The organism is Pseudomonas sp. P1_F1_2 (genome assembly GCF_056405815.1).
The window spans coordinates 1-24,845 of record NZ_JBFUBK010000095.1 but is presented as its reverse complement, the minus strand read 5'-3'; the positions used below and the strand labels follow the sequence as shown (position 1 = coordinate 24,845).

At 59.7% G+C, this 24,845-nt stretch carries 24 protein-coding genes, 1 tRNA gene and 1 pseudogene; 8 read left to right on the top strand and 18 right to left on the bottom strand.

Annotated elements, in window-relative coordinates; genetic code table 11:
• Positions 1–659: pseudogene (locus AC1D2P_RS23595) on the top strand (ribonuclease E); the annotation flags it as partial.
• 80 nt (positions 660–739) lie between these two features.
• Here the strand turns inward: AC1D2P_RS23595 and AC1D2P_RS23590 are convergent.
• The 12 genes from AC1D2P_RS23590 to AC1D2P_RS23535 form a co-directional block, all read right to left on the bottom strand.
• Positions 740–1,336, bottom strand: a complete 597-nt coding sequence (locus AC1D2P_RS23590) for a nucleotidyltransferase family protein (RefSeq protein ID WP_223522257.1) — start codon at positions 1,334–1,336, stop codon at positions 740–742.
• Positions 1,333–2,316, bottom strand: a complete 984-nt coding sequence (locus tag AC1D2P_RS23585; protein ID WP_109785205.1) for an XdhC family protein — start codon at positions 2,314–2,316, stop codon at positions 1,333–1,335. Before AC1D2P_RS23585 ends, AC1D2P_RS23590 begins: the two co-directional genes overlap by 4 nt.
• Positions 2,316–4,643 (bottom strand): xanthine dehydrogenase family protein molybdopterin-binding subunit, encoded by a 2,328-nt coding sequence (locus AC1D2P_RS23580; RefSeq protein ID WP_477757807.1) that lies wholly within the window; start codon positions 4,641–4,643, stop codon positions 2,316–2,318. The genes AC1D2P_RS23585 and AC1D2P_RS23580 overlap by 1 nt, the downstream gene beginning before the upstream one ends.
• A complete protein-coding gene (locus AC1D2P_RS23575) occupies positions 4,640–5,113 on the bottom strand; it encodes a (2Fe-2S)-binding protein (RefSeq protein ID WP_046031673.1) in 474 nt (157 codons plus the stop codon). The genes AC1D2P_RS23580 and AC1D2P_RS23575 overlap by 4 nt, the downstream gene beginning before the upstream one ends.
• A 238-nt stretch (positions 5,114–5,351) precedes the next feature.
• Positions 5,352–6,371, bottom strand: coding sequence for a UDP-N-acetylmuramate dehydrogenase (murB, locus tag AC1D2P_RS23570; RefSeq protein ID WP_258666838.1), 1,020 nt, complete (start codon positions 6,369–6,371; stop codon positions 5,352–5,354).
• The gene (locus AC1D2P_RS23565) at positions 6,368–6,832 is read right to left on the bottom strand and encodes a low molecular weight protein-tyrosine-phosphatase (RefSeq protein WP_027924028.1); all 465 of its coding nucleotides are present in this window, start codon (positions 6,830–6,832) and stop codon (positions 6,368–6,370) included. Before AC1D2P_RS23565 ends, murB begins: the two co-directional genes overlap by 4 nt.
• The gene (gene kdsB / locus AC1D2P_RS23560; protein WP_223522255.1) at positions 6,832–7,596 is read right to left on the bottom strand and encodes a 3-deoxy-manno-octulosonate cytidylyltransferase; all 765 of its coding nucleotides are present in this window, start codon (positions 7,594–7,596) and stop codon (positions 6,832–6,834) included. Before kdsB ends, AC1D2P_RS23565 begins: the two co-directional genes overlap by 1 nt.
• The gene (locus tag AC1D2P_RS23555; protein ID WP_007945752.1) at positions 7,593–7,778 is read right to left on the bottom strand and encodes a Trm112 family protein; all 186 of its coding nucleotides are present in this window, start codon (positions 7,776–7,778) and stop codon (positions 7,593–7,595) included. Before AC1D2P_RS23555 ends, kdsB begins: the two co-directional genes overlap by 4 nt.
• A gap of 25 nt (positions 7,779–7,803) precedes the next feature.
• The gene (lpxK, locus tag AC1D2P_RS23550; protein WP_109785202.1) at positions 7,804–8,814 is read right to left on the bottom strand and encodes a tetraacyldisaccharide 4'-kinase; all 1,011 of its coding nucleotides are present in this window, start codon (positions 8,812–8,814) and stop codon (positions 7,804–7,806) included.
• Entirely contained in the window at positions 8,814–9,242 is a 429-nt protein-coding gene (locus tag AC1D2P_RS23545; protein WP_077431504.1) for an ExbD/TolR family protein, read from the bottom strand. The genes lpxK and AC1D2P_RS23545 overlap by 1 nt, the downstream gene beginning before the upstream one ends.
• Positions 9,239–9,874, bottom strand: a complete 636-nt coding sequence (locus tag AC1D2P_RS23540) for a MotA/TolQ/ExbB proton channel family protein (RefSeq protein ID WP_046031667.1) — start codon at positions 9,872–9,874, stop codon at positions 9,239–9,241. The genes AC1D2P_RS23545 and AC1D2P_RS23540 overlap by 4 nt, the downstream gene beginning before the upstream one ends.
• Positions 9,875–9,972: 98 nt before the next feature.
• The gene (locus tag AC1D2P_RS23535) at positions 9,973–12,207 is read right to left on the bottom strand and encodes a DNA internalization-related competence protein ComEC/Rec2 (RefSeq protein WP_477757808.1); all 2,235 of its coding nucleotides are present in this window, start codon (positions 12,205–12,207) and stop codon (positions 9,973–9,975) included.
• Between the two features lie 135 nt (positions 12,208–12,342).
• Here AC1D2P_RS23535 and AC1D2P_RS23530 point away from each other — a divergent pair, with 135 nt between their 5' ends.
• Positions 12,343–12,858, top strand: a complete 516-nt coding sequence (locus AC1D2P_RS23530; protein WP_046031666.1) for a DUF2062 domain-containing protein — start codon at positions 12,343–12,345, stop codon at positions 12,856–12,858.
• Between the two features lie 72 nt (positions 12,859–12,930).
• Here the strand turns inward: AC1D2P_RS23530 and AC1D2P_RS23525 are convergent, their stop codons facing one another.
• From AC1D2P_RS23525 to AC1D2P_RS23510, 4 genes are all read right to left on the bottom strand, one after another.
• Entirely contained in the window at positions 12,931–13,710 is a 780-nt protein-coding gene (locus AC1D2P_RS23525) for an ABC transporter permease (protein ID WP_223522253.1), read from the bottom strand.
• Positions 13,707–14,639, bottom strand: coding sequence for an ABC transporter ATP-binding protein (locus tag AC1D2P_RS23520; protein WP_046031664.1), 933 nt, complete (start codon positions 14,637–14,639; stop codon positions 13,707–13,709). The genes AC1D2P_RS23525 and AC1D2P_RS23520 overlap by 4 nt, the downstream gene beginning before the upstream one ends.
• 131 nt (positions 14,640–14,770) lie before the next feature.
• The gene (locus tag AC1D2P_RS23515; protein WP_046031663.1) at positions 14,771–15,394 is read right to left on the bottom strand and encodes a glutathione S-transferase family protein; all 624 of its coding nucleotides are present in this window, start codon (positions 15,392–15,394) and stop codon (positions 14,771–14,773) included.
• A gap of 43 nt (positions 15,395–15,437) precedes the next feature.
• Positions 15,438–16,097, bottom strand: coding sequence for a transglutaminase-like domain-containing protein (locus tag AC1D2P_RS23510; RefSeq protein WP_477757809.1), 660 nt, complete (start codon positions 16,095–16,097; stop codon positions 15,438–15,440).
• Positions 16,098–16,345: 248 nt separating this feature from the next.
• Between AC1D2P_RS23510 and AC1D2P_RS23505 the strand changes: the two genes are divergently transcribed.
• Complete coding sequence (locus tag AC1D2P_RS23505) at positions 16,346–18,793, top strand: acyl-CoA dehydrogenase (protein WP_477811616.1); 2,448 nt, start codon at positions 16,346–16,348, stop codon at positions 18,791–18,793.
• Between the two features lie 83 nt (positions 18,794–18,876).
• Positions 18,877–19,284 (top strand): PA2817 family protein, encoded by a 408-nt coding sequence (locus tag AC1D2P_RS23500; RefSeq protein WP_258666852.1) that lies wholly within the window; start codon positions 18,877–18,879, stop codon positions 19,282–19,284.
• A gap of 57 nt (positions 19,285–19,341) precedes the next feature.
• On the opposite strand, the gene AC1D2P_RS23495 is transcribed toward AC1D2P_RS23500, so the two are convergent.
• Positions 19,342–20,340, bottom strand: a complete 999-nt coding sequence (locus AC1D2P_RS23495) for a LysR family transcriptional regulator (protein WP_109785197.1) — start codon at positions 20,338–20,340, stop codon at positions 19,342–19,344.
• Positions 20,341–20,430: 90 nt separating this feature from the next.
• On the opposite strand from AC1D2P_RS23495, the gene AC1D2P_RS23490 reads away from it, so the two are divergent.
• The 4 genes from AC1D2P_RS23490 to AC1D2P_RS23475 all read left to right on the top strand — a co-directional run bounded on the left by AC1D2P_RS23490 (position 20,431) and on the right by AC1D2P_RS23475 (position 24,495).
• Positions 20,431–21,057: an alanyl-tRNA editing protein gene (locus tag AC1D2P_RS23490; RefSeq protein WP_477757811.1), complete on the top strand. Its 627-nt coding sequence runs from the start codon at positions 20,431–20,433 to the stop codon at positions 21,055–21,057.
• A 92-nt stretch (positions 21,058–21,149) separates the two neighbouring features.
• Entirely contained in the window at positions 21,150–21,920 is a 771-nt protein-coding gene (locus AC1D2P_RS23485; protein ID WP_223522250.1) for a 2OG-Fe(II) oxygenase, read from the top strand.
• 1 nt (position 21,921) lies between these two features.
• Entirely contained in the window at positions 21,922–22,560 is a 639-nt protein-coding gene (locus tag AC1D2P_RS23480; RefSeq protein ID WP_109785195.1) for a LysE family translocator, read from the top strand.
• 195 nt (positions 22,561–22,755) lie between these two features.
• Positions 22,756–24,495 (top strand): dipeptidase, encoded by a 1,740-nt coding sequence (locus AC1D2P_RS23475; RefSeq protein ID WP_223522249.1) that lies wholly within the window; start codon positions 22,756–22,758, stop codon positions 24,493–24,495.
• Between the two features lie 273 nt (positions 24,496–24,768).
• Here AC1D2P_RS23475 and AC1D2P_RS23470 read toward each other — a convergent pair.
• Positions 24,769–24,844: transfer RNA gene (locus AC1D2P_RS23470), tRNA-Gly, on the bottom strand.
• Position 24,845 lies beyond the last annotated feature (1 nt).

Here is a 24,845-nt window from a genome sequence, read left to right as displayed (position 1 = left end):
CAACGACTCCGGTCGAAGCGACTGCCGCTCCGGAAATCGAAGTGGCTCCGGTTCGTGAAGCGTTCGTTCGTGAAGAAGCCCAATCTGTAGTTGAAGCGACTGTCGTCGCCGAGCCAGTGGTTGCTGCCGAGCCTGCTGCCGAAACCGTCACTGAAACCGTGACCGAAGCTGTTCGCGAAGTTCGTGAAGAACAAACCGCGTTCAACTGGGTTGCCGAGCCGGTTGCTGTTGAAGCGCCAGCACCGGTGGCTGAAGCTGAAGTGGCTGAAGCGATGGTTTCCGAGCCAGTGGTTGTGGCTGCCGAACCTGCTCCAGTCGTTGAAGCACCGGCTCCGGTTGTTGCCGAAGTGGCTGAACCTGCTGTTGAAGTGGCCCCAGTCAGCGCCCTGACGCCAAGCGGCCGTGCACCGAACGACCCGCGTGAAGTTCGTCGTCGCAAGCGTGAAGAAGAGCGTCTGCAGAAGGAAGCCGAACTGGCTGCCGCTGCTGCTCCGGTTGAAGCGCCTGTCGCTGCAGAGCCCGCGCCGGTTGTTGCTGAAGTGGTCGAAGCGGCACCTGCCGAGTCGGTCATCGAGGAAGCACCTCGCTCCGTTCAGGAAGCCGTAGAGCAACACGAACAAGCCCAGGAAAAAGAGCACGAGCCTAAACCACTCGTCTAACATCCTCGGTTATTAAAAAGCCCCGCCTGGTGATCCAGGCGGGGCTTTTTTTTGTCTGTTACCTCGTTCCCACAGACGATCTATCCCGGCTTGTAGATCAGCGCTTCAGGCACATCCACATCCCACAATACCCCTGGATCATCCACTGCCACTTCCATCACCCTGCCCCGCGCAAACAGCGGCTTGGCCCCGCGATCACCCGACAGCGCCATCAATGCCGAGCAAAAGATGCGACCAAATCCCACCGGATGCCCAAACTCACCCTCCAGCACTGGCACACTGATCACATCGTCAGTCACGCCCGCCAGCACTGCTTCAATCGTGGACGGTAGGATAAACGGCATATCCCCCAACACCATCAGCCAGCCACTGAGCTGCGCACACGCCGCCACGCCGGCTGCGATGCTGTCACCCATGCCCGTCGCTTCGATCAGTACAATCTCGCAGCCATACGCCTGAGCCATGCGAATCACTTGCGGGCGATCCGCAGTCGTCACCAACACGCGCTTATCCAGCGAAGCCGGCAGGTTCACCAATACCTGCTCGATCACCGAGCGAACAGCACCGTCGCGCCCCGTGCAATCGGCCAACAGCTTGTCCTTCTCTGCCCCCGCCACCTGACGAAAACGACTGCCCTGCCCCGCCGCCAGCACAATCACGCCGATGGGTTCATTCATAAAGCCTCCCGCAACGGCTTTTTCTGCTTCAGTTCAACGCCGTTCTTGATCGCGACAATTTCCGCCATCAATGACAAGGCGATTTCTGCCGGACTGTGGCTGCCAATGTGCAACCCGATCGGCCCGTGCAGGCGCTCGATGGATTGCGCCGACAAGCCCAACTGAGCGAGGTTCTCCCTGCGCTTCAGGCTGTTGACCCGCGAGCCCAGTGCGCCGACATAAAAGGCCTTGGAGTCGAGGGCCGTGAGCAGTGCCATGTCATCCAGACGCGGGTCGTGAGTCAGGGCAACGATGGCCGTGCGCTCGTCGGTCTGGATGTTCAGCACCGCTTCGTCCGGCATGCCCGGTACGAAGCGTCCGTGCTGTTCTTCCCAACCGTAGACGAATTCGGTGCGTGGATCGCAGATCAACACTTCGAAATCCAGCAGCCGCGCCATTTCGGCGACGTAACGGGACAATTGCCCCGCACCGATCAGCAACAGGCGCCAACGCGGGCCATAAATAGCGCGCAGCGTATGGCCATCAAAACTCAGCACATCGGCCTTGTCCGCCGCCTGCAAAGCCACTTCGCCGGTCGCGATGTCCAGCGAACGTGCGACGATTTCATGGGCTTCGCAGCGCGCCAGCAACTCAGCGACCCAGGCCGGGTCGCCGACCCGCTCTTCGGTCAGGCGCAACGTACCGCCGCACGGCAAACCAAACCGCGCGGCCTCCTCGCGAGTGACACCGTAAGTGATCAACTGAACGGGCGGCCCGTCGGCCGGGATACGCCCGTCGTGCAGACGGGCAATCAGATCATCCTCGACACAACCGCCCGACACCGAGCCAATCACCACGCCATCTTCACGCAACGCCAACATGGCACCCGGTGCCCGAGGCGCGGTGCCCCAGGTCTGGACCACGCTGTACAGCACCACTCGCTGACCGGCGCGGCGCCATTCAAGCACGCTGCGCAGGACGTTCAGATCGACGCTATCCATCAGGTGGTAGCCTTCTGCCAACCTTGCAGTTGATAGCGAACCGGCAGGTTGCGGATGCGCTTGCCGGTGGCGGCAAAGATTGCATTGCACAGTGCCGGCGCAATCGGCGGCACACCTGGTTCCCCGACACCGCCCAACGGCACAACCCCTGGCGGCGTGACCAAATGAACGGCAACTTCCTTGGGCGCCAGGGACATGCGCGCCACTTCGTACATGTGGAAGTTGTCCTGCTGGACCTTGCCGTCCTTGAAGCTGATTTCTCCCAGCACCGCGTTGCCCAGGCCCATGACGCAAGCGCCCTCGAACTGCGAGCGGATACGCTCAGGGTTGATTTGCGGCCCGCAATCCACGGCGATGTCGGCCTTGTGCACAATCAGCGTGCCGTCGTCTTTGACTTCGACCTCGATCGCGGCAGCCACATAAGTGACAAAGCTGTAATGCACGGCCAGGCCCAGGCCTCGGCCCTTGGGCATTTCACGGCCCCAACCGGCGGCTTTGGCCGCGGTTTCCAGCACTGTGCGCAGGCGCGCGGTGTCGATTGGATAACGCTCGGGGGATTCGCCGTAGTTCCACCCGTCACTCAACGTTCTTGGATCGATCTGACGGTCAGGGCCGATCAGCTTGATCTGGTACTTGAGCGGATCCTGCCCGGCCTTGTGCGCCAGCTCATCGACAAAACTTTGAATCGCAAAGCCGTGCGGGATATTCGATACCGAGCGATACCAGCCGACGCGGGTATGAACCGTGGCTTCCGGGTTTTCCAGGCGCACGTTGGGAATCGCGTAGGCCATGTTGGTGAACCCCATGCCCAGCTCGAACGCCGCCTCGTGGTTCATGCCTGGTGCAAACAGCGCGGTGATGCTCGGGGCCACGGTGCGATGCAGCCAGGCGGATGGCAGGCCGTCCTTGTTCAGACTGGCTTTGAGGTACTCGACCGACACAGTGTGGAAATAGGAACAGTGGATGTCGTCTTCACGGGTCCATTGCACCCGCACAGCCTTGCCGGGAAACTCTTTAGCGAGGATGGCGGCTTCAATGATGAAGTCAGGTTTGGATTTGCGACCAAAACCGCCACCCAGCAAGGTCACGTTGAACGTCACGTTATCGAAGGGAATGCCCAGGCGTTCGCCGATCCTGGTGCGGGTCACCTGCGGCGCCTGACTCGGCCCCCAGGCTTGGCAGACACCGTCCTTGAAGCGGGCAATGGCGACCATCGGCTCCATGGGTGCCTGAGCCAGATGCGGCAAGTAGTAAGACGCGTCGAAAGTACTGTCGGCACTGCTCAAAGCCTCTTCGATGTTGCCGGTATTGCGTACCACTTTGCCGGGCTTGAGGGACGCCGCTTCCAGTTCCTTGCGATAGGCAATGGAGTCATAACTGGCGTTCGGACCGTCGTCCCACTCGATCTTCAGCGCATCACGCCCTTTGATCGCGGCCCATGTGTTGCTGGCCACCACGGCCACACCGCCCAAGGGTTGAAACTCGGACGGCAGCGGGCGGCCTTCGATCTGCAGGACTTTGATCACGCCCGGAACTTGCAGCGCGGCGCTGGAATCAACGGATTTGACCTTGCCGCCGTACACCGCCGGACGCGCAATGGTGGCGTAGAGCATGCCGTCAAAATGCACGTCGGCACCGTAAATGGCGCGGCCATTGACGATGTCGGCGCCATCGATGGCCTTGATTCCTTCCTTGCCGATGTAGCGAAACTCTGACGGCTGCTTGAGCCGCAGACTGTCACGGGCCGGCACGGCCAGCGCACCCGCCGCTGCGGCCAGGGCGCCATAGCCCAGCTCACGTCCGGTCGGCTGGTGAATCACTTTATGCAATTGCGCTCGGCACTCGGCGACCGGCACTTTCCACTGCGCGGCAGCGGCTTGTTCCAGCATGGTTCGCGCGGCGGCACCGCAACGGCGCATCGGTTCAAACCAGTGACGCATGCTGCGGGAACCGTCGGTGTCCTGATTGCCGAAACGTACTTCGTCGCCCGGCGCCTGCTGCACCTTCATCATCGACCAGTCGGCGTCGAGTTCATCGGCCACCACCATCGTCAGGCTGGTGCGCACGCCCTGGCCCATTTCTGAACGGTTGCAGACCACCGTTACCATCCCATCGGCAGCAATGCTGATGTACACCTTCGGATCATCGACCCAACCGTGCGGCATGCCCTCGGCGCCAAACTGCTTCGGCTCCTCGGCCAAAGCGTCTTGCCAACCCCAACTCGCAACCAGCACCAATGCGCTGGTGGCGCCCACACCCTTGAGAAAACCCCGGCGACTCAAATTACTGAGATTACTCAGGGCAAAATCATTCGGTAACTGGCTCATGCCTTGGCCTCCTTCAAGTGTATGGAAGCCTGACGGATGGCAGTCTTGATGCGGTTGTAAGTGCCGCAGCGGCAAATGTTGCCGACCATTGCCTCTTCGATTTGCGCGTCGGTGGGATCGGGATTGGTCTTGAGCAGTGCCGTCGCGGACATGATCTGCCCGCCCTGGCAGAAACCGCACTGGGCCACTGCGGTGTCGAGCCAGGCTTGCTGGACAATCTTGCCTATCGGGTCGTTGTGCAATTCGTCGATGGTCGTGACGTTTTGCCCGAATGCGGAACCGACGGTCGTGATGCAAGCCCGTGCGGGTTGACCGTTGATATGAATCGTACAGGCGCCGCACAGGCCCATGCCGCAGCCGAATTTCGTGCCAGGATGGCCGCCCGCAACATCGCGGATAGCCCAGAGCAACGGCATCTCGTCCGCCACATCCATTTTGTAAGGTTGTCCGTTGAGAATCAGGGTATTCATGGGCACGCCCGCATAGTTCTTGAGGTATGGGGTCGAGCAATCTGCCGTTGGGTCTTGGTTCGTAACACGCAGATCGACTCAAGCTGAGGCTCTCTTGTGCGACGGGAACGTCTGCACCGGGCCTTTAGTGGAGCAAGTGTTTGCATCGTTAGGTGGCTAAGTTAACCCAGCATTAACAAAAAAGCCCTGTACGGTTGAAGGCGTACAGGGCTTTGAGATCAGTCTTGAAAGCGTAGCCTCAGTACTGATTGGGCTCCATTTCCAGGTCGACATGGAAACGTTCCGATATGTCTTTCTGGATACGCTGCGCCAGGCTGAGCAATTGCAGGCCCGTCGCGCTGCCGTAATTGACCAGCACCAACGCCTGCAACTTGTGCACGCCAGCGTCGGCATCGCGGAAGCCTTTCCACCCTGCCCGTTCGATCAACCAGCCTGCAGCCAGCTTCATTTGACCGTCCGGTTGTGCGTAGGCGACCAGGTCCGGGTATTCGCCCTTGAGCTGTGCGACCAGTGCCGCGGGCACCAACGGGTTTTTGAAGAAACTGCCCGCATTGCCCAGCAAGGCCGGGTCCGGGAGCTTTTCATTGCGGATGCTGCAAATGGCCAGGCTGACATCCGTTGCCGTCGGTTGCTCGATGCCTTGCTCGGTCAGGCGCTGGCGCACTGGGCCGTATTCCAGATGCAGGTGCGCGGCGCGGTCCAGCGCAAAACGCACCCGCAGGATCAACCAACGCCCCGGCTGCTGTTTGAACAAGCTGTCGCGATAAGCGAAATTGCATTCTTCGAGAGTGAAATCCCGCAGCTCGCCAGTCTGGCGATCCAGCGCGGTCAGGCCGGAGAACACGTCCTTGATTTCGACCCCGTACGCGCCAATGTTTTGCATCGGCGCCGCACCGACGGTACCGGGAATCAGGCTGAGGTTTTCCAGGCCCGACAACCCTTGCGCCAGCGTGTGCTGCACGAACGGATGCCAAGGCTCGCCGGCCTCGGCTTCGATCACGACTTTGCTGCCGTCATCGCTGAGGATGCGAATCCCGCGCGTGGCCATGCGCAGCACCAGCGACTGGATATCCGCTGTCAGCAGCAAGTTGCTGCCACCTCCGATCACCAGCAGGGGCACATCATGCGCCGCCGCATACGCCAGGGCTTCACGCACATCGGCATCGCTGTGGGCTTCGGCGAACAGACGAGCCTGAACGTCGACACCGAAGCTGTTGAACGGCTTGAGTGAAACCTGTGATTGAACCTGCAAACTCATAGCCGTCCCTTCAATTCGATCACCAGCAAATCACTGGCGCGCTCGATCAGGTCCAGCACCTGTTCGAAGCCCTGGTCACCGTCGTAGTACGGGTCCGGGACCTCATCGAGTTCCGACTGGTAGCGACGCAGGAACAAATCCAGCTCGGCTTTGCCCTTGGCCGGTTGCAGCGCCTTGAGGTGGCGCAGGTTGCTGTTGTCCATCGCCAGAATCAGGTCGTAAGTGGCGAAATCGGCACGGGTGACTTGCTGGGCGCGCTGGGCGGACAAGTCGTAACCGCGCAACTTGGCCGCGGCCTGGCTGCGTTTGTCCGGCGCCTTGCCGACATGCCAGTCACCGGTGCCGGCGGAGGCGACTTCAATCTGATCGGCCAGCCCCGCTTCGCGCAGTTTGTGCCGCAGCACGCCTTCGGCCGTTGGAGAACGGCAGATGTTGCCCAGGCACACGAACAAAACGCGCATCAGGCCTCCAGCAGGCGACGAACGCGCTCAAGGTCTTCAACGGTGTCGACACCGGTTGGCGGCGCGATCAGCGCGTCGGCGACGTGAATCCGCACGCCGTGCCACAAGGCTCGCAGTTGTTCCAGCGACTCGGTGTTTTCCAGCCAGCATGGGCCCCAGCTGACGAAGTCCTGCAGGAAACCGGCGCGATAGGCATAAATGCCGATGTGGCGACGGTATGGCACGCCTTCCGGCAATTGCTCGCGGCTCTTGGCGAACGCGTCCCGGGCCCACGGCAAGGTCGAGCGACTGAAGGTCAGCGCCAGGCCATTAAGGTCGCTGACGACCTTGACCACATTGGGGTTGAACAGTGTTTCCACGTCTTCGATCGGCTCGGCCAGGGTGGCCATGCGCGCTTCGGTGTGAACAGCGAGGTTGGCGGCGACCTGATCGATCACGCTCGGCGGGATCAGCGGTTCGTCACCCTGGACGTTGACCACGATGGCGTCGGGCGCCAAGCCGAGTTTTGCTGCGACCTCGGCCAGACGGTCGGTGCCCGAATTGTGGTCTTCGCGGGTCAGCACCACTTCAGCACCGAACCCGTTGCACGCCTCGACAATGCGCGCATCGTCGGTGGCAACCACCACACGCTGTGCGCTGCTTTTGCTGGCCTGTTCCCAGACATGCTGGATCATCGGCTTGCCGGCGATCAGCAGCAGCGGCTTACCCGGCAAGCGGGTGGAGGCAAAACGCGATGGAATGACAACGGTAAAGGCTGTGGTCATTTATCCAGACGCTCGTCGGTGGTCAGGGTGCGCGCTTCAGTTTCGAGCATCACCGGAATGCCGTCGCGAATCGGGTATGCCAGACCGGCGCCCTTGCTGATCAGCTCGGTCTTGTCGGCGCTGAGCTTGAGTGGGCCTTTGCAGACCGGGCAAGCGAGGATATCGAGCAATTTGGTGTCCATGAGCATTCCCTGGATAAAAACGGTTTTAAGGCAAAAGACGATCCGGCAACAGGCGCATCAGCTGCGTATCGAACCAGGCCACGAAGGCCGGCGATGGCACAGCATCGACCGCCAGGTACCACCAATCGGCGGCGGCAAAGGCACGGCACTTCACCGCGTCCTTTTCAGTCATCACCAACGGCAATGACGGTGTGAAATTCAAGGCCTGCACGCTGTACTCGGCGTGGTCGGCAAACGCATGCGGAACTGGCTTGCAGTGTAGCGTTTCGAGGGTTTTGAAGAAACGCTGCGGATTGCCGATCCCGGCCACTGCGTGCACCGCCTGGCCTGCGGGAAAGTGGTCGAGGGGGCGCCGCTCACCGCTTTGCAGATTGATAAAGGCGGTGGGTTGGAGCTGGAAGGCAAAACCGTTGTCGCGATCATCGCTAGCGCCGTTGTACAGCACCGCGTCGACGCTTTGCAGGCGCTCGACCGGTTCACGCAACGGCCCGGCGGGCAGGCAACGCTGATTGCCCAGACCTCGTGCGGCGTCGATCAATACCAGTTCCAGGTCACGGGCCATCCGGTAATGTTGCATGCCGTCATCGGACAGGATCAGGTCCAACGGCTCGCTCGCGAGCAGTGCTTTGATGGCGCTGCTGCGGTCCGGGTCGATCATCAAGGGCACGCCGGTGCGCTGGACGATCAACAGCGGTTCATCGCCCGACACATCGGCGCTTTGATCGGCTTCGACTCGCCAGGGTAGCTGCGGCGGTTTGGCACCGTAACCGCGACTGACCACGCCGACCCGCAAGCCGCTGCGCTGGCAATGCTGGATCATCCACAGAATCAGCGGCGTCTTGCCGGTGCCGCCCACCGTGATATTGCCGACCACAATCAGCGGCACGGGCGGCTGATAGATCTCGCCCTCACCCGCCAGAAACCGCTTGCGCTTGTTCATGACCACCCGCCGGTACAACCACTCCAGTGGCTGCAACAGCTTCAGGGCCGGATGACCTTCGTACCACGCGGCGAGCAAGCGATCAGACATGGCCATCAGGGCGCGGGCGCCGCCTCGACGGTGGTCATGCGCAAGTGACTGAAACCGAGTTTCCCGGCGGCGTCCATGGCGGTGATGACGGATTGATGTTGGGTCTTGCCGTCAGCGCTGATGGACAGCGGCAAATTGGTGTCACCGTTGGATTCTTTTTGCAGCGCTTCCATCAAGGTCACCAGATCACTCTTGGGCAACACATGATTGTTCACCGAGATCACGCCTTCGGCGTTGATGGTGATGTCCAGTTGCTTGACTTGCTGATCTTCGGCCGGCGAGCCGCTGACCGCTTCCGGCAGTTCGACGCGCAACTGGGTTTCTCGGGTAAAGGTGGTGGTCACAACGAAAAACAGTAGCAAGACAAACACCACGTCGATCAGCGACACGAGATTGATGTCCACGTTCTCCCGTTGCTTGCGGCGGAATTTCACGCTTTGCCCTCAGCCAGATCAACGTCACGGTCGCCCTGCACCACTTCAACCAGCTTGATGGCTTCCTGCTCCATCCCCACCACCAGTTCATCGATGCGCCGTTGCAAGAACCGGTGAAAGAATACCGACGGGATGCCGACGATCAGGCCCGAAGCCGTGGTGATCAAGGCTTTGGAAATACCGCCGGCCAGCACTGCGGCGTTGGTGGTCATGCCCGTGCCCATGAACGAGCTGAAGATATCGATCATGCCCAGCACCGTCCCCAGCAATCCGAGTAACGGGGCCATGGCGGCGATGGTGCCCAAGGCATTGATGTAGCGTTCGAGTTCGTGAATGACCCGCGCGGCGGCTTCTTCAATGCACTCTTTCATGATCTCGCGACCATGCTTGGAGTTCGCAAGGCCCGCCGCCAGGATCTCGCCCAACGGTGAGTTGGCGCGCAGTTCCTTGAGTTTTTCTTTATTGAGTTGCTTGTCCTTGATCCACACCCAGACCTGCCCGAGCAGATGCTCCGGGGTCACACGGCTGGCTCGCAGGGTCCAGAGACGCTCGGCGACGATCGCCATGGCCGCGATGGAACTCAGAATGATCGGCAGCATCATCCAACCGCCGGATTTGACCAATTCCCACACAGTGACAGTCCCCTCGAAAAAGTGCGCCACTCTAACATAGGGGCCGAGCGCACCGAAGACCGTGATGTCGCATCCGGTCGGGCTTTAATAACTCTCGGCTATTTGTTGAGCGGTGGCGGATCGCGCCAGAAACGCCGATCCAGACGCATCGTCCACGGCGGTTTGAAACGGCCCAATTGCAGATGAATGGCGCCGTGCTCGGCGCTGTCGTAGATCATCATGCCGAGCTTTTTATAGCGCGCCACCACGGTGGCGTGCGGATGGCCAAAGGAATTGCCTTGCCCACGGGAAATCAGCACGGCCTTGGGTTGCAGCGCGCTCAACAGCGCCATCGACGAGGAACTGCGGCTGCCATGATGAGGTGACTGCAACCAATCGGTGTTTTGTGCGAGAGGACTTTCAAGCAACGCCCGCTCGGCAGCGGTGTCGATATCACCGGTCAGCAACAGTCGCTCGCCGCTGGCTTCTATTTGCAATACGCAGGATTTCTGATTGCGATCATGGGCTGACGTCCATTGCCACAGTTCGAAGTGCACGCCGTCCCAGGTCCATTGCCGACCACTTTCACAGCCCTCGGCGTGCAGTTCGGCAGGCAGCCCCTCGGGATCGCCACTGAGTACCCGACTGACCGGCAAACCATTGGCCACTGCTCGCGCACCGCCAGCGTGATCGGCATCGGCGTGGCTGATCAGCATCAGGTCGAGCCCCTTCACCCCCAGTTTGCGCAACGAAGGCAGGACCACCCGCTCACCGAGGTCGAAATCGCCGAAACGAGGCCCGGTGTCATACAGCAGCGTGTGATAGCGAGTACGCACCAGGATGGCCAATCCTTGGCCGACGTCCAGTTGCCAGACATCGGCCCGGCCTTCAGGCAACAACGGTCGAGGTGGAAACACCAGCATCAACAGCAGCGGCCAGCCCAAAGGGCGTAGCGCAACGCCTCGCGGCATCAAGAGTAGAAAGGCCCCCAATGTGCCGAGCGCCCAACTCCACAGCGGTACCGCCGCCGGTAACCACGCAGGCAGTTGCCCGGCCATTAATGCCAGTGCCCTGAACAGCCAGTCGATCAACCCGCCCGCCAGCCACAGCAACCCTTCGCCCACATAAGGGACGGGTAATAACAATGTGCCGAGCAAGGCTGGTGGCAACACCAGCAGACTGATCCAGGGCACCGCCAGCAAATTGGCCACAGGCCCGCTGATGCTGATCGGCAAGCCCAGCACCAACAACAACGGGCACAAACCGATTGCAATCAGCCACTGGGCCCGAGTCCAGGTTTGCCACCATCGCCAGGGGCCCAACCGCCCGCCAAAGGTGAAGATCAACACCGCCACTGCTGCAAAAGATAGCCAGAAGCCTGGTTGCAGACTGGCCAGCGGATCCACCAGCAAAACGCCATTCAACGCCAGCAACAGCGGCCACCACGCACCGAGGTGACGAAAACGCAGCCGCCACAACAGCACCAGCCCGATCATCACGCACGCGCGCTGCACCGGTACGTCGAAACCGGCCAGTAACCCATAAGCCAGCGCTGCCGAGAACGCCAGCCCGCACGCCCATGGCAGCCAGGGTAAACGCCCTGGCCACAGCCCCAAACGCGCCAACCCGGCGATCAGCAGATAGACCAATCCCGCCAGCAAGCCGATGTGCTGCCCAGAAATCACCAGCAGATGCACGGTGCCGGTGTCTTGCAGCACTTGCCATTCCTCACGGCTCAGCCCGGCGCCATCGCCCAGCACCAGCGCCGTCAACGCCCCGGTTCGGCCCTGGGCATCTACGGCTTGCAAACGCCGGCGGATGCCGTCGCGCCAGGCCCATCGGGCTTCGGCGACCAATTCGCCGTCCTTGACCGTGCCGGTTGCACCGATGCGTTGAGCCAGCAGCCAGGCGTCATAATCGAACGCATGCGGATTGAGCAGCCCGGCAGGACGCTTCAATTTGACCGCCAGCCGCCACCGTTCGCCGCTATTGACGGGCGGCCCGCCATACCAGGCCAGACGCAGGTGTCGGGGCAGTTTGGTTCGGCGTGACTGGCTGTCCGTCAGCTCGAAACGCACCACGCCGTCTGCCTGTTGCGGCAGGCCCGTTACCCGCCCTTCGACCCAGCGCGTCTCGCCATCGAGTGTGTGTGGCAACCGATCATCCAGCGCCCACTGCGCGTTCGCGCACGCCCAACTGAAGCCGAACAGGAAAAACGCCAATGGATACGAGCGAAACGGCAACACCATCAAACCGACTAACGGCAGCAACCCCCATAACCCAACCGGCGGTAGTTCCGGCAAAAACCTCAGGGCCAGCAAACCCAACGCCAGCGCTATCATCCCTGTGCGCATACGCTCATCCTTGAGAGTTCCTCCCTAGGCATAGCCGGCTAACCGCACAGGCGCCGTTATTAATTGTCACAAAGTCTGAATGGGCGCTTCGTAGAATCCAGACATACTTGCCGCCTTAACCGACCGAGAAGCCTTATGCCCCGGCGCTTATTCAAACGTTACATGCCAGACCCGACCAGCATCAGGGAACACAAGTCCTTACGCTTTCTCGGCACCTTGCTGCATGACCCCAACCTCTGGCACCTCAACCGCCACTCTGTGGCCCGGGCGATGGCGGTCGGCCTGTTCGCGGCGTTTCTGCCGATCCCGTTTCAAATGCTGCTGGCGGCCGTTCTTTCCATCATGGTGCGGGGCAACATACCGATTGCGGTGAGCCTGGTCTGGCTGACCAACCCGATCACCATGCCAGCGGTGTTTTATTGCACTTACCAGACCGGTGCCTGGCTGCTGGATGTGCCCGCTCGGCAGTTGCCAGATGCATTGACCTGGGAATGGGTCAGCAGCGAACTCTCGACACTGTGGCAACCATTTTTGCTGGGCTCGGTCGTCACCGGACTGGTGCTGGGCGCCCTCGCCTACTGCCTGACCATGCTGTACTGGCGCTGGTGGGTGGCGCGGCAGTGGAAACGGCGCAAGAAAAGCCGGCTGTAGAATGCAAAACGGCCTCCAATGTGGAGGCCGTTTTTTATGCGGTGTCTGGGTAAGCGTCTTGGCGATCCTGAATCAGGTACGCATCCCGCGACCGCTGACCAGCAAACGTGCGCAACCGATGTACAACACGACAGTCGCCACCAGCATGAAGGTGATGGCGATGCTGATCTTGATGTCCGACACACCGAGGATGCCATAACGGAAGGCGTTGACCATGTGCAGCACCGGGTTCGCCAGGGACACGGTCTGCCAGAACGGTGGCAACAGGGAAATCGAGTAGAACACCCCGCCCAGGTAGGTCAGCGGTGTCAGTACGAATGTCGGAATGATCGAGATGTCATCGAAGTTGCGTGCAAACACAGCGTTGATGAAGCCCAGCAGCGAGAAGATCGTCGCCGTCAGCACCACCACCAGAATAGTCACGCCCAGGTGATGCACCTGCAAATGCGTAAAGAACAGCGACAGCAACGTCACGATGATCCCGACCATCAACCCGCGCAGCACGCCGCCCAGTGTGTAGCCGATCAGAATCGTATGCGGTGACACTGGCGACACCATCAATTCCTCGATGGAGCGCTGGAACTTGCTACCAAAGAAACTCGACACCACGTTGCCATAGGCGTTGGTGATCACCGACATCATGATCAGCCCCGGCACGATGTACTCCATGTAGGTGAAGCCGCCCATGTCACCGATCTGGCGACCGATCAGGTTGCCGAAGATCACGAAGTACAAAACCATGGTGATGGCCGGCGGCAGCAATGTCTGCGGCCAGATCCGGGTAAAGCGCCGGACCTCACGGTAAACGATGGTATTGAGGGCAACGAGGTTGGGCTGCAGCTCGGAACTCATACCGCCACCTTCGACAGATTTTTCTCCACCAGGGACACGAACAACTCCTCTAGGCGATTGGTTTTGTTACGCAGGCTCAGCACTTCGATGTTCTGCTGCGCCAACTGGGTAAACAGCGCGGTGATGCCCATGGCCTTGTCGACCTGGACTTCCAGCGTGTGGCCGTCAAGCAGCCGGGTCGGGTAGCCGAGCAACTGCGGCGCACTGTTCAGGGTGTTTTTGATGTCGAGCAGGAACGTCTCCACATGCAGCTGGCTGAGCAACTGTTTCATGCTGGTGTTCTCGACGATGGTGCCGTGGTCGATGATGCCGATGTTGCGGCACAACTGCTCAGCCTCTTCCAGATAGTGCGTGGTGAGGATGATGGTGATGCCTTTCTTGTTCAGCTCGGTGAGAAAGGTCCACATCGAACGACGCAGCTCGATGTCCACACCTGCCGTCGGTTCGTCGAGGATCAGCAAACGCGGTTCGTGAACCAGCGCGCGCGCAATCATCAATCGACGCTTCATGCCACCGGACAGCGAGCGTGACGGCGTATCGCGCTTATCCCACAGCCCCAGTTGGGTCAGGTATTGCTCGGCGCGTTCCTTGGCGACTTTCGCCGGAATGCCGTAGTAACCGGCCTGGGTCACCACGATATCGAAGGTCTTTTCGAACTGGTTGAAGTTGAATTCCTGGGGCACCACGCCGATGGAGCGTTTGAGCTGCGCAGGATTCTTGTCCAGGTCGTGGCCGAAGATATTCACCGTTCCGCTGGTCTTGTTCACCAAGGTCGAGAGAATGCCGATGGTCGTGGATTTGCCGGCGCCGTTCGGGCCGAGCAAGGCGAAAAAGTCACCTTCGGCAACGTCCAGATCGATACCACTCAGGGCCTGGAAACCGTTGCCGTAGGTTTTGGTTAGCTGCCGGATGGACAGAGCGGAACTCATATCGGATTACGCACCAAGAAGGAAAAAAGGAATAAAAGACGGCTAGCGGCGACAGGTACAACCGCGGCACATGGGCGCAATGGTGCTTGTCGCCGCCACACAAGTACAGTCAAGTGTGTCGATAGTGAGTATTAAGTCAACGCGGTCATGACTGCTTTTTGATAGGCAGGACGTTGTTTCAACCGGGCATACCAGGCTTCAAGGTGCGGCTGCGACGCGCGCTCGATTGGCATCTCGAACCAGGCATAAATAAAACTGCCGAGGGGGATGTCGCCCATGCCGATCTCATCGCCGGACAGGTAGGATTGGGTCGACAACGCTTGATTGGCCATCGACAGCAACTCGTCGCACTCCTTGATCGCAGCCTTGATGGCCGGCCAGTCCTGCTTGTCGGCCGGCGTGCGCAACACGCCCCAGAATACGGTGCGGAAGGGGCCGGCAAAACTTGAAGTGGTCCAGTCCATCCACTTGTCAGCCGTGGCGCGGGCTTGCAGGTTCGCTGGATACCAAGACGTGCTGTTGGCATGGCGGGCCATCAAGTAACGCACGATGGCGTTGGATTCCCACAACACAAAACCGTCGTCTTCGATCACCGGTACGCGACCATTGGGGTTCATTGCACGGTACTGCGGCGTATCGACCACACCAAAAGCACCGCCCGCATCGATGGCCTCGTAGGCCAGCCCCAGCTCTTCGGCGGCCCACAAAGGCTTTCTGACATTCGACGAGTTTTTCCGACCCCAGATCTTCAGCATGACCGCCTCTTTTTCGATAAGTGGGCAGGCAGCATACGCCGGATCAGGCGCGACTCAAATCGCTCTGCATATCACCCAGCAACGTGGGTAGCTTGTCGCTGAACAGGTGCGGATAGCACTTTTCCAGGTGCTCGAAAAAGAACGTTTCCGGCACATCGGCGAACTGGCCGTGATCAACCAGGTACTCCATCAACTGCGCGCCATCGCGATTGAACGGATGAAAGACGCTGTCGTTAATCCCGTCGAATTCCAGCGGTGCGACATTGAACAGTTCACAGAGTTTTTGATTGAACGCCGGTGTCGCCTTGACCCAGCGGTCATTCAAATACAACTCCGTGTAGCCATGCATCGCGAATACATCGCTCTTGAGCAATTCGAGCAAGCGTGGCGTCGACAGGTGATTGCGAACGTCTGCCAGACCAATGCGTGCCGGGATCCCGCAATGCCGAGCAGCGCCCGCCAGTAGCGTGGCTTTGGGCACGCAATAGCTTTCCCCCGTTGCCAGCGCATAACTGCCGCACAACGTCTGCGGATCGCGGCTGAACGTGTAGGGGTTGTAGCGCACGGCCTCACGCACTGCGTAATAAAGTTTGATCGCCTGCTCGATCGGATCTCGACGGCTGCCGCGATGTATTTCGGCGAACTCCACCACCGAGGGGTGGTCACTATCGATGAAGCGGCCGGGGCTCAGGTACTCGTGCATGAGAATAATCTCCAGGGGAAGCCTCGAGTCTAGCGACARCTTCAGCACAGAGATAACGACGTTTCGGCCAAACTTGGGCGCATTGTCGCGTAGGAAACGAACCATTTCCCGAGCGTGTTGCCAACCGAACCTACAAAACTCACCCAAGGTTTCCCACGAATTCAATCACATCGCTCTGACCACCCTGTTTGGCGGATGCCGTCTAAGCTCTGAAGGTTGGTTTTACCCTGGTTCACGGAGGATTAAATATGCTGCTGTTGTGGATACTGGTTCTGGTTGTCGGGATCGCCTGGTTAGCCCATCGTCGCATCGCCCCCCTGCCCGCTCTCTGCATCGTTGCCGTCTATGTGGTGGCCATGGGCGCTTTCAGCCGCGCGCCCGGTTGGCTGCTGCTGTTGCTCTGGGTGTTGATCGCCGCCGTTGCAGCGCCATTGCTGCTGCCCGACCTGCGTCGCAAGTTCTTCAGCGCGCCGCTGTTCAACTGGTTCCAGAAGACCCTGCCGCCGATGTCGCAAACCGAACGCGACGCCATCGATGCCGGCACAGTGTGGTGGGACGGTGAGCTGTTCAGCGGTCGCCCCGACTGGAACAAACTGCTGTCCTATCCCAAAGCCCAACTGAGCGAAGAGGAACAGGCATTCATTGATGGCCCGACCGAAGAACTGTGCGCCATGGTCACCGACTGGCAGATCGGGCAAGACATGGACCTGCCCGCCGAAGCCTGGACGCATATCAAGGACAACGGCTTCTTCGCGCTGATCATTCCCAAGGAATACGGCGGCAAGGGCTTCTCCGCCTATGCCCACTCACAGGTCGCCATGAAACTGGCGACCCGCAGCGGCGACCTTGCGTCCACCGTGATGGTCCCCAATTCCCTCGGCCCCGCCGAGCTACTGCTGCATTACGGCACCGATGAACAGCGCAACCATTACCTGCCTCGCCTGGCCCGTGGTGACGACATTCCCTGCTTCGCATTGACCGGCCCACTGGCCGGTTCCGACGCCGGGGCAATGCCCGACACCGGGGTCATCTGCAAAGGTGAATGGGAAGGCAAGGAAACCCTGGGCCTGCGCCTGAACTGGGAAAAGCGTTACATCACCCTCGGCCCGGTGGCGACCCTGCTCGGCCTCGCCTTCAAGGCCTATGACCCGGACCATTTACTGGGTGACAAGGAAGACCTTGGCATCAGCCTGGCCCTGATTCCCACTGACACCGCCGGTGTTGAAATCGGTCGCCGTCACCTGCCGCTGGGCGCCGCGTTCATGAACGGCCCGAACGCTGGCAAGGATGTGTTCGTGCCGCTCGACTTCCTCATCGGCGGCCAGGACATGCTTGGCAAAGGCTGGATGATGCTGATGAATTGCCTGTCGGTCGGGCGTTCGATTTCATTGCCTGCCGTCGGCACCGGCGCCGCCAAATTCACCAGCCTGGTGACCGGTCAATACGCTCAGGTTCGCGAACAATTCAACGTTCCACTGTCGGCGTTCGAAGGGATTCAGGAAGCCATGGCGCGCATCGGCGGCAACGCCTGGATGATGGACGCGGCGCGCATGCTGACCGCCAACGCGGTGGATCTGGGCGAGAAACCGTCGGTGCTGTCGGCAATTCTCAAGTACCACCTCACCGAACGTGGCCGCGAGTGCATCAGCCATGCGATGGATGTTCATGGCGGCAAAGCCATCATCATGGGGCCGAACAATTACCTCGGTCGCAGCTGGAATGGCGCACCGATTTTCATCACCGTCGAAGGCGCGAACATTCTCTCGCGCAACCTGATGATCTTCGGCCAGGGGGCGATTCGTTGCCATCCGTTCGTGCTCAAGGAAATGGCCCTCGCCGGTCGTGAGGACAAGGATCAGGCACTCACCGAGTTCGATGGCCTGCTGCTCAAGCACATCGGTTTTGCCGTGAGTAACGCCGCCAGCACACTGGTGCTGAACCTGGGGTTCGGGCATTTCGAACACACGCCGGGCAACAAGCTCAGCCAGGGTTACTTCCGCGCCCTCAATCGCCAGGCTGCGGCGTTTGCCCTGCTGGCGGACCTGAGCATGATGCTGCTGGGCGGCGAACTGAAACGTCGCGAGCGTCTGTCAGCACGACTGGGGGATGTACTCAGCAACCTGTACCTCGCCTCTGCCGCCCTCAAGCGTTACCACGATCTCGACTCACCGGAACACATGGCGCCGTTGTTCACTTGGGCCATGGAGGAAAGCCTGGGTCAGTCGGAGCGTGCGCTGGATGAACTGCTGACCAATTTCCCGAACAGGGTGTTGGGTTGCCTGTTACGGGTGATCGTGTTTCCGTTCGGTCGTCGACACAAAGGCCCATCGGACAAGCTCGGGGCCGACGTGGCCGCCGTGATTGGCCGCGCCAAGGGCGACCCGACCCTGGAAGAGTTGCTGGGCGGTTGCTACCGTCCGCAATCGGCCGATGATGCCGTCGGCGCATTGCAACATGCCTGCAATTTGCTCAACGCCGCGCAGCCGCTGCAGAAAAAGCTGCACGTGGCCCTCAAAAGTGGCCAGGTCAAACCGGCCGCCGGGGAACACATCATCGATGCCGCGCTGGAGGCCGGTGTCTTGCAGGCAATGGAAGCGCAGACTCTGYGTATCGCCGAAACGGCCCGACGCAAGGTGATTGATGTCGATGATTTCGACAAAGAGGAGCTGGCACTGGCTCAAGGAAAGGTCCGCTGATCCTGCCGAACATGTCGGTCCATGCAAAAAGGGCGCAGGCGCTTTATACTCCCGCGCCCGTTTTGCTCTTGAGGACTTATCTCGTGTCCAACGTCGTTGCCGATCATCTCGTCTTGCTTGACCACTTGCGCAGTATCCTGGTCGCCGTGGGTGAGGCCGAGCAGGTTCCCGAAGAAAGCCATGCCTTGTTCCTGGAGCGCTTCGACGAGTTGCGTGCGTTGCTGCCGGTCGACCCGATCGAAAGCCAATACCTGGGCCAGGACATTCTCTGCCAGGTCATTACCCGCTACCCGCAAATTGCCCACCTGGTCCCGCGCGACCTGCTGTGGTACTTCGCCGGTGACTGCCTGCATTACATGCCCGATGATGAAATCGATATGTATCAGGCGCTGGAAGAGCGCCGCTTCGAAGCGGAACAAAACGACGAGCCGTTCGACTGGAATCAGGAAAAACAGCTGCTGTCGATGTCGAACGACGACAGCAAGCACTGATCCCGGCCCAGCAATGAAAAAGGCCCGCATGATTAACATGCGGGCCTTTTTTTGTGCTCAGAACAAGCCGTCACTCTCTGGCATTTCATATTCCGATGAGGACCAAACCGGACCATTGGACTTACCGGGCTTGCCCAGCGTCGGCTCCTTCTCCAGACACGTCACCAGGTAATCAATCAGCACCCGTATCTTGGGCGGCAGGTACCGGGTTGGCGAATGCAGCAACCAGGCACCTCCGTGGTAGGACGCCAGAAAGGTCCAGTCCGGCAGCACCTGCACCATCAACCCTTTCTCCAGGGCATGGCGCGCAGTGAAATAGGGCAAGCTGCCAATGCCGATATGCTGCAACACCGCGCCATAACGTACGCCGGTGTGATTGGCGGCATATCGCCCACGCACACCGACGGTCACCGATTTGCTGCCCTTCCTGAATTTCCAGCGCGCATCGCTCGGGGTTTCACCCAGGTAAATGCAACTGTGATTAAGCAAGTCATGGGGGTGAGTCGGCGTACCGTGTTCAGCCAGATACTGCGGTGTCGCGCAGAGCAAATGGTCGATGGTGAGCAACTGCCGACCCACCAGCCCTGCTGGCGGCCGGTCGGTAATGCGAATCGCCAGGTCGACGTTGTCGTCGATCAAATCAACCTGCCGGTCCTCAAGCAATAGCTCCACGTCCACTTTTGGATAACGGCGTAAAAACTCCGGCATATGCGGGTGAATCACGATCCGGCCTACCGCTTTCGGGACGCTGATACGCACCAGCCCCTCGGGTTCGTCAGTGAACTGGCCACTGATTTCCATCACTGACTTGGCCGCGCTGACCATTTCCTGACAACGCTTGAACACCTCTTCGCCACCGTCGCTCAGGCGCAGTTTGCGCGTGGTGCGTTGCAGTAGACGCGTGGCCAGGGCCTTCTCCAGTCGCGAAATACTACGACTCACTGCCGAGGGTGAAGCCCCCAGTTGGCGCGCGGCTTCGGAGAAGCTGCCGGTCTCGACAACCTTGACGAAAATCGCCATTTCACCGAGCAGCGGCAGTGGAAGATTTATGCTCACAGCGCAACAGTCCTTTGATGTTTGAACGGATTATCACGCAATTCCACGCTTCATATAATAAAAAAAGAAACTTTAATCAGGGCATGGAATATGACGCTCCGCCTCTTTTTCCATAGTGATGACCTCAAGGCTAATGTGGAAGTCTTGGAGTGCACGCCCCACGAGAACGAATTTGCCGTGGTGCTGCGCGCCACGCTGTTTCACCCGCAAGGTGGCGGCCAGCCTTTTGATACCGGCTGGATCGGCGATAGTCAGGTACTGCGTGTCGTCCAGGATCCCGACCGGATCATTCATTTCGTCGATCAACCGGTTAAACCCGGTATGACCCAGATTCGTATCGACGAAGAGCGGCGCCAGTTCAATACGCGCATGCATTCCGCCGGGCATTTGATTGGTCATTTCGTCCAGGCCAGAGGCTGGATGCCGACCAAGGCGCATCACTGGCCGGGCGAAGGTCGGGTGCAGTTCAAAGCGCTGGAAAGTGCCCAGGACCTCGATGTCGAATCCGTTCAACTCGGCATCGCACTGTTTATTGGCCAGGATTGGCCGCGCCTGACGTCATTGCGTGAAGGCGCCCGGGAAATCGGTTTCGGTGAACTGCCCGCCTATGGCTGCGGCGGCACCCATGTACGTAGCCTGAAGGAATTAGGCACGGTCACGATCGCTTCCCTTTCATTGAAAAAGGGAACGCTGTCAGTCCACTACTCCGTGGATTGAGCATTTGGGCGATGCCGGCAACGTCATCGCCTGACGCCGGGGGAGCCTGCGCTCGCGGGTTCTGTTGACTATCTGATAGATGGACCTAAGACATGATGCTTGACGTCGAGCGTCTCGATGAGACGTGCATAAAAAAACTGGCCAACGAAGAAGTCCTCGCCATCCGCGTCAAAGGCTTGTTGCCCCAGCCGCTGGCGATTCAAATTGGCGACAAGATCCTCGCCCCGGGCTTCGAAGGCTATATCAATGCGCCTAGTATCGGCCGTATCGGCATGGCGTTTTATGAAGCGGAAAACCAGCCGTTGCTGATCGAGGACTACTTCGAACGCGCCACCCGCAATATCGCGGAATTACGTAACCGTTGCGCGCCCTATTCGTCCCCGGTCGACACCCTGCGCTGCATGTTCGACGAATCCTGGCCGGCAGGCGCTCACCTGGAAAACCTCTACGGTCGCAAGATGTATGTCGGGCTGTCACGGGTCGTGAAACCGGGGGTGTGCTTCCTCGCCCACCATGACATTTTCGCCAAGGACGCCCCGGACAGTTACCAGGCCAGAAGCCTGGAAGCGCAGTTCGCCTGCAACGTTTACCTGAACATGCCCACCGAAGGCGGCGCGCTGCAGATGTGGGACGACGACATTTCGCCGGACCAGTTCGACGAAATGCGCGGCGACAGTTACGGCATCGACCCTGCCCTGCTTGGCCCTCCCACGCTTGAGATACGTCCCGAGCCGGGTGATTTCATCATGTTCAATTCGCGCTGCATGCACTCGGTGACACCGGGTGTGGCAGATCCACGATTGAGCCTTTCGTTCTTTGTCGGCTATCGCGGCAATGCTTCACCCCTTACCTTCTGGAGTTGAAATGCTTTCGAGTTACTTGGGCGAGTTTCTGGCGCTGGCAACCATTCACTTTCTGGCCGTGGTCGCACCCGGGCCGGATTTTGCCGTCACGATTCGTCAGAGCGTGCGCTTCGGTCGGCTGGTGGGCATCTGCACGGCGCTGGGCATCGGCGCGGGGATTTCCGTGCACGTGCTATACACGCTGCTCGGGGTCGGCGCGCTGATGCATACAACGCCTTGGTTGTTGACCGTGGCCAAGGTCGTGGGCGGCGCCTACATTTTGTACCTCGGTGTCAGCCTGCTGCGCAGCAAACCCAAGTCCGCGCTTGAGGGCGACCAGGCCGTGGACGAACCTGTCGTCAAACAAACGCTATTGAAGGCATTCACCACCGGGTTTCTGACCAACGCGACGAACCCCAAGGCGACCCTGTTTTTCCTGGCGATTTTCACCACCATCATCAGTGCCACGACACCGCTAAAGATCCAGGCGCTGTATGGGGTCTGGATGTGTTTTGTGAATGCGTTGTGGTTTGTGATCGTCGCGCTGTTCTTTTCCAGCGCCCGGGTGCGCGTGCTGTTCATGCGCATGGGGCATTGGTTTGAACGGACGATGGGGGTGATTCTGATCCTGTTTGCCGGGCGTCTGATTCTGTCGATGTAAAACCTGCGCCCACGCAAAAGGCCCGCCGAGTCTGACTCGCGGGCCTTTTTCATATCTGCGTCGCTTTTGCGTTTCTGTGCGACAGATCCTGCATCAAGGGCTCTGCATCAAGCCTTCCGGGTGTTAGCTTTGAAATGTTTCTGATTAGTCGATCAGATATTTCTCACAAACTGCCTGCAAAGGAATGCCCCAGCAATGGACTTTTCACTCAAGCACCTGGCCGCGACCACCCTGATGATCGCCAGCCTTTCTTCGTTCACCCCTTCTGCATTTGCCAACATCACGACGCAACAGAGCGCGGCCATCCTCAAGACGTTCAGTGAATCATCGGTCACCGACTTCAGGGAGTTCCTGGGACGCCTGGCCCAGAGTGACGTCGCCAAATCAGGCGACCTCGGCCCGGCCATCAGCGCCTTTCTCGATAACAAGGCACTTTCTTCTGAACAGCAGAACGAAATCCATCGCCTGCTTGGCCTTTATGCACGATTGAAATACGGCAGCGCGGCCACCGAGACCCTGCGTGAGCTGGTGGCCATCCCGACCTTCCGCGTGGACGGCGTCGCTCAGTACGACAATCCTGAATTCATCAAGATCGCCGACAAGATCAAAGACCTGGCCCAGTCCTTCAACCTGAATTTTCGCAACATCGACAACCGCGTCTATGAAATCGCCCTTGAGGGCAGCGGCGATGAAGTGGTGGGCATTCACGCGCATGCCGATGTGGTGCCCGTGACGCCGGAGAACTGGGTACTGAAAGACGGCACCCGACTCGATCCGTTCAAGGTCACCCTGATCGGCGATCGCATGTATGGTCGGGGTACCGAGGACGACAAGAACGGCATCGTGGTGTCGCTCTATGCGATGAAGGTCATCAAGGAAGAGAAGCTGCCTCTGGCGAGGAACTTCAAGCTGCTGGTAGACACCACCGAAGAAACCACCGGCGACGCCATTCCCTACTACTTCGAACACAATCCGACACCCAACTACAACCTGGCGCTGGATGGCGGCTACCCGGTGGTGATTGCCGAGAAAGGTTACGGCACCGTCATGGCCAGCTTTGCCCGACGTGATGGCGAGGGCAAGGGTGCTGAAATCGTCTCAATGACGGGCGGACTGGCCACCAACCAGATTCCGTCGGCATCGGTTGTCACCCTGGTGAGTGACAAGCCTGACGAATTGGCCGCCAGCCTGCACAAAGCGGGTACTGAGTATGCGAAGCGCAATGGCGGTAATTTTGAGGTGACGGCCAAGGTCGTCGGCAAGGACGTGAAACTCACGGTTACCGGCGTTTCCGCCCACTCCTCCGAGCCTGAGTCAGGCGTCAACCCGGTGGCCAGGATGCTGGACTTCATCAACAGCCTCGACGGCAAGGTCGCGCTCAAACATAACCACATCACCGACGCCGCCCGCTACGCCGCCGACAACTGGGGGCTGGACTACCTGGGCGGCAAACTGGGTGTCGGTTTTTCCGATTCATTCATGGGGCCACTCACCGCGTCCCTGACTTTTGTCGGGATGGATGAAAAGGCTTTCAAACTGGCGGTCAACCTGCGTGTCCCGAAGGGCAAGTCCCCGGAAGCGCTGAACAGCGAAATCACCGATAAGCTGGCCACCTGGAGCAAGAAAAGCCACATCGCACCGACCTTCGATATCTCGATCGCCGAGCCGATGTACCGCAACCCTGAGGGTGAATGGGTCAAGGCCTTGCTGGCCGTAGCCAGCGAAAACCTGGGCATGGAGCACAAGTACGGCACCTCTGCCGGCGCCACCTCGGTCCATGAACTGCCCAATGGCGTGCAGTTTGGCCTGGCCCGGCCCGAGGTGAAATACACCGGCCACACCGACAATGAGTTCAAGACGGTCGACCAGTTCCTGCTGGACCTGCAGATCGTGACCGAAATGATGGGGCGCATCGGGCAGTTACCGAAGCTCTGATCGCCTCTTGGACCCGCCCTGCTGGCGGGTCCAAACCACAAAACCGGAGAACGACACAATCTGTAGCAGCTGGCGAAGCCTGCGTCCGGCTGCGCAGCAGTCGTGAAATCAAATGACGCGGTGTTTCAGAAAGACCGCACACAGGTTTTACGACTGCTTCGCAGCCGGACGCAGGCTTCGCCAGCTGCTACAAAGTGCGTTGTCGCCTGCTATGCCATAAAAAACGCACAAACAAAAACGCCGCTCATTGCTGAGCGGCGTTTTTGTTAAATATGGAGCGGGAAACGAGACTCGAACTCGCGACCCCGACCTTGGCAAGGTCGTGCTCTACCAACTGAGCTATTCCCGCA

What these genes read in the sequence shown, in the direction of transcription:
- murB (WP_258666838.1), bottom strand. Translation starts at nt 6,371, where the DNA reads ATGAGTTTGCAGGTTCAATCACAGGTTTCACTCAAGCCGTTCAACAGC.
- AC1D2P_RS23485 (WP_223522250.1), top strand. Translation starts at nt 21,150, where the DNA reads ATGATGCTTGACGTCGAGCGTCTCGATGAGACGTGCATAAAAAAACTG.
- AC1D2P_RS23530 (WP_046031666.1), top strand. Translation starts at nt 12,343, where the DNA reads ATGCCCCGGCGCTTATTCAAACGTTACATGCCAGACCCGACCAGCATC.
- AC1D2P_RS23475 (WP_223522249.1), top strand. Translation starts at nt 22,756, where the DNA reads ATGGACTTTTCACTCAAGCACCTGGCCGCGACCACCCTGATGATCGCC.
- AC1D2P_RS23585 (WP_109785205.1), bottom strand. Translation starts at nt 2,316, where the DNA reads ATGGATAGCGTCGATCTGAACGTCCTGCGCAGCGTGCTTGAATGGCGC.
- AC1D2P_RS23590 (WP_223522257.1), bottom strand. Translation starts at nt 1,336, where the DNA reads ATGAATGAACCCATCGGCGTGATTGTGCTGGCGGCGGGGCAGGGCAGT.
- AC1D2P_RS23525 (WP_223522253.1), bottom strand. Translation starts at nt 13,710, where the DNA reads ATGAGTTCCGAGCTGCAGCCCAACCTCGTTGCCCTCAATACCATCGTT.
- AC1D2P_RS23520 (WP_046031664.1), bottom strand. Translation starts at nt 14,639, where the DNA reads ATGAGTTCCGCTCTGTCCATCCGGCAGCTAACCAAAACCTACGGCAAC.
- AC1D2P_RS23555 (WP_007945752.1), bottom strand. Translation starts at nt 7,778, where the DNA reads ATGGACACCAAATTGCTCGATATCCTCGCTTGCCCGGTCTGCAAAGGC.
- AC1D2P_RS23515 (WP_046031663.1), bottom strand. Translation starts at nt 15,394, where the DNA reads ATGCTGAAGATCTGGGGTCGGAAAAACTCGTCGAATGTCAGAAAGCCT.
- AC1D2P_RS23575 (WP_046031673.1), bottom strand. Translation starts at nt 5,113, where the DNA reads ATGAATACCCTGATTCTCAACGGACAACCTTACAAAATGGATGTGGCG.
- AC1D2P_RS23565 (WP_027924028.1), bottom strand. Translation starts at nt 6,832, where the DNA reads ATGCGCGTTTTGTTCGTGTGCCTGGGCAACATCTGCCGTTCTCCAACG.
- AC1D2P_RS23480 (WP_109785195.1), top strand. Translation starts at nt 21,922, where the DNA reads ATGCTTTCGAGTTACTTGGGCGAGTTTCTGGCGCTGGCAACCATTCAC.
- AC1D2P_RS23535 (WP_477757808.1), bottom strand. Translation starts at nt 12,207, where the DNA reads ATGCGCACAGGGATGATAGCGCTGGCGTTGGGTTTGCTGGCCCTGAGG.
- AC1D2P_RS23490 (WP_477757811.1), top strand. Translation starts at nt 20,431, where the DNA reads ATGACGCTCCGCCTCTTTTTCCATAGTGATGACCTCAAGGCTAATGTG.
- AC1D2P_RS23510 (WP_477757809.1), bottom strand. Translation starts at nt 16,097, where the DNA reads ATGCACGAGTACCTGAGCCCCGGCCGCTTCATCGATAGTGACCACCCC.
- AC1D2P_RS23580 (WP_477757807.1), bottom strand. Translation starts at nt 4,643, where the DNA reads ATGAGCCAGTTACCGAATGATTTTGCCCTGAGTAATCTCAGTAATTTG.
- lpxK (WP_109785202.1), bottom strand. Translation starts at nt 8,814, where the DNA reads ATGGCCATGTCTGATCGCTTGCTCGCCGCGTGGTACGAAGGTCATCCG.
- kdsB (WP_223522255.1), bottom strand. Translation starts at nt 7,596, where the DNA reads ATGACCACAGCCTTTACCGTTGTCATTCCATCGCGTTTTGCCTCCACC.